Genomic DNA, 3,795 nt, shown 5'->3' with positions numbered 1-3,795 from the left:
ACCTGCCGCCGACACCTATAACAGGTGTCGGTTGAAACATCTTAAATCCTTGCTGTTACCGCATTTTCTTTACTGACACCTACAGACACCTTATACATGATACAAATTAGACGTGTTGGTTATCTCCGGAGGCACGCGAAACATCCGACTGCCCTTTATGCCGCGCCGCACAGATTTATTCCCAGTCAGCTTTGTCAGGATTTCACTCGTTTTCATCGTCATAGGCCGCGTAATAGACTGTAAAGGATACCCGCACGCCACAAGCACCTCAGTACAGGTACGCCACTCCCATGTGGCATCCATAGCCTCCCAGTTTAGTTTTGTCTTTATATTCTCTTCAACGGGATCGGTGGCCTCAAATTCCTCATTTCTGCGCTTCAGCTCCTCCTCCTCATCCTTCGTAAGCCACCATTGAAAACGCACGTCATCCTTATGCTCCAGATGAAGAAGAAAATATCTCTCATAAACCTCAGCCCAAACCTGCTGGATCATACCTGCGTCCAACATATCTATCCGCGCCGTCGGTATGCACCAAAAACGGCTGCTGCCAGTTATGTCCATAAGAAATTCGCGTTGATTGACCGTGCCGCAGAAAATAGTCCGGCGAGAAAAGGCTGAAACACGCCTGCCATACGGCACACGTATATCGTCCGTAGACGCCGCGAGGAAAGTTTTCAGCTTCGATATATCGCTCTTACGCATCGTCCCCTCCAGCTCCCCAAGCTCCACTATCCAGCAGCGTATCGCAGGCATAACGTCGTCCTTCTGACTGGGGTTCACAGACTGGCCGTCCCCGAACCATTCAGAATTGCCCGTGATAGTACGGAACCACGTTGACTTCCCTATTCCCTGCCCGCCTTGAAAAACGAGAACGCCGCGGCATCGAAAATCACCCCTTGAAAAGGCTGCCGCCACACCAGCCAACAGCCAGCGCCGGATAAGCGTCTCTTTAAAAGCACGCGGAAAATCCACATCAGCGCAGATAGAGTCATAAACCAGCTGAAGCCGGTTTTGGCCGTCCCACGGCTCCGACAGGATATAATCACGAACGGGATTTACAATATGGCGCGACGCTATTTCAGTAAGAAAAAGGTCAAGGTCGCCCTTCGGCAGCCCGTATTGCGCACACAAAGAGGCGATATGAGCCACGCCGGCAGTAGCCGCGTTGTCACGGCAGTACGTCCGGCCTGGTATCTTCATTATCTCCTCCTTCTTAATCTCGTTATAGCCCACCCATATATCCTTACACTTAAGCAGCGCCTCAAGATTGGTAATCGTCCCCTTCGGCTTTCCCGTATCAGGATTGACATGGATAAACCTTGGATATACGTGCTCCTCGATATACTCCTCCGACTTGCGAAACAATTCTATCTTATGAAACAAAAGCCTCTTTACCGCCGAAAGCCCGCGCGCCTGTGCAAAATCATTCCAGTCAGACAACTCTTCATCTTCACGGAAATCCGGCGCCGCATACGGCGCCCCGAACTCCTCCCACAGCTTTATCGCGCTGCGGCCGCCAGTATTGCCCTTCTTTTTATACCTATCGTTGTCAGCGGCAACGACATAGTCAAGCTCCGGGCGTGCCTCCAACAGATTAGCCAATACCGGACGCAAATTTCCAGCGTCCACAGACACACTCACAACACAGCCAGTAGCCTCATACAAAGAGACCCCCGTGGCCCAGCCCTCACAGAGCAAAACAGAACCTTCAACAGTCGGTGGAATAATGTCAACGCCAGTCCCATTAGGGTTTCTGAATCCAGAAAGCACGCAGAAGTTACCCTCCTTTGGCGCTTCCTTCTCCAACATCTTCTCACCTTTAGCGCTTATCGTTTGCACAGTCTGAATATCACCGTTCACATCACAATATGAAACTATAAGATCATTTCCATAAAGACGCGCGCCAGGCACCGACGCAAGCCCCTTCCGCACGGCATACCCGTGTGTAGCATCTGCCTCAGTAGCCGCCTCCCATTTCCGGCGCGCACCTCTGATTGCCCTCGCCTTATTGCTTGCTTTTTGACGTTGTCTTGCTTCGTGCTCAAGACGCTTTTTTTCAACATAGGCGCGGCGCTCCTCGTCAGTAAACGAATCAAAAAACCTGACTTAAAACTCCACCCCGTATAAGGCACAGCCGACGAGCCTCCATATTTAAGAAAATATCCGGCAGGAGACTCGTCCACATAAACACAATACTCACCGCGCCTCTTCTTTTTATCGCCGGCCACGGTATAAAGATGCTTAGTGCCGTCCAGTTTAAGATGTTCACCATCCGCAGGAGGGATACCGGCATCCGCCAGAGCCTCTAAAAACGCCCTTTCTACAGCATAAAAATCTATATCCAGCTCGCACACCTGCCCTTTAGACAAAAAATAAATCCCTGCCTAAATACTGGCGGGGATCGACGTAATATTTTATTTCTCATCATATCCATAAAACTTAAAAATCTATTCCGTGTCTGGCTCATTAAAGCTAAATGTTTGTTGTCTCTCTACGTAATCCCTCAGATTCTTTTTACGATAGACATGAAGTATTTTATAGCTAACATCTTTCCAGTAAGGAGTCCCAGGCTCTCTTATACGCTTCACCTCAAGCTTAACAATCAACACGTCTTTATTGCCAAACCGCTCAAGATTGTTTTTTACTTTTGAATTAAAAACAGGATCATCGATTGACACGTACACTTTTTGATCGTTATATATACACTTCCACGCACCATCCGCATCGACATTAGCACTTCTTATAATAATTTTTACTCTGTCCTTTATCACAGTCTCCTCTTCTGGTTTTAAATATGGATTGTCGGAGGCGACCACGGACATCATACTTCTTGGAATATCTACTAGAGTTTCAGTTTCCAGGCCTTTCTTTCTTTGCACCTTTATAGATTCCACTGATTTATCGGCTATCACCGCATATGTCCCGGAAGACAACACATTAGACGCTTCGTTGTTGTCTATATAAAAATTAAGCGTATTTTTATTTATTGTAATATTGTTATGATTTCCGTTAGTAACGATTACCTGTCCTCCGCTTGTTTCTTGAATAGAAACAGCCTTTTCATTACCAAGGTGCTTTTTCAATTCTAGAAACTGATTGTAAATAGTAAGCATAGCGTCAATCACGGCATGAGAATCAATAGCAAGAGCGGTGCCAAGCAATACAGGTCCATATTCCCATAATTTAATGGCCACTTCAAAACTGCCAGGGCGGACGGCTTCAACCTTAATATCCAGTTCAGCACTATCATTTAACATATTGTTGATTAAATACATTAAATAACAATATTTGCCAAATCCTTCGGTTAGAGTGCGCAGGTCAATATCATTATTGTCGTCGGCAAGTTCAAACTTGAAAATTAGTTTTTCTTCTTCCTTCACATGCACCAACCCCCTATAAGACAGATGCCTTTGTCTCCTTTGGGCTAGTTTATATTTAAACAGATAAATACTCAAGTCGATTCTCCTTTCCAATTCCCGCCAATATTTAGTTGTCATAGTTCAAAAACAAAACATTATTAAGTTATTAACGTCGCAAATTTTTACCTTCAGCGCTCATCTACCGCGCCTCCACCGCAGGCCCCCAGCAGCATCGCCCGAACTTCCGGCAGCCGTAACAGCCCATCTCCCTGTACGGCTTGCGCGCAGGCGCCGCGCGCCCGACATACATCTCAACCCCGGTCCTACAGCACACTGCGAAAAACGCCGGCTCCCCAGACAACACCCGCCGCAGAACATCCGCCAGCCGCACACGCAAACCACGCCTAATCATCGCAAAAAGCCCCCTCCGGCGCCG

General features: G+C 47.5%; 3 protein-coding genes. All 3 read right to left on the bottom strand.

Annotated features, from left to right (window positions below; all coding sequences use genetic code 11):
- Nucleotides 1-90 precede the first annotated feature (90 nt).
- Complete coding sequence (locus tag RRY12_12725) at nt 91-1,809, bottom strand: VapE family protein (GenBank protein ID MEG2185537.1); 1,719 nt, start codon at nt 1,807-1,809, stop codon at nt 91-93.
- A gap of 65 nt (nt 1,810-1,874) precedes the next feature.
- Nucleotides 1,875-2,369, bottom strand: coding sequence for a hypothetical protein (locus RRY12_12720; protein ID MEG2185536.1), 495 nt, complete (start codon nt 2,367-2,369; stop codon nt 1,875-1,877).
- A gap of 78 nt (nt 2,370-2,447) precedes the next feature.
- Complete coding sequence (locus RRY12_12715; GenBank protein MEG2185535.1) at nt 2,448-3,380, bottom strand: hypothetical protein; 933 nt, start codon at nt 3,378-3,380, stop codon at nt 2,448-2,450.
- Between the last annotated feature and the right edge of the window lie 415 nt (nt 3,381-3,795).

The organism is Cloacibacillus sp., assembly GCA_036655895.1.
Taxonomy (GTDB): domain Bacteria; phylum Synergistota; class Synergistia; order Synergistales; family Synergistaceae; genus JAVVPF01.
The sequence above is the reverse complement of the archived record's forward strand: the minus strand, read 5'-3'. Positions and strand labels throughout refer to the sequence as shown.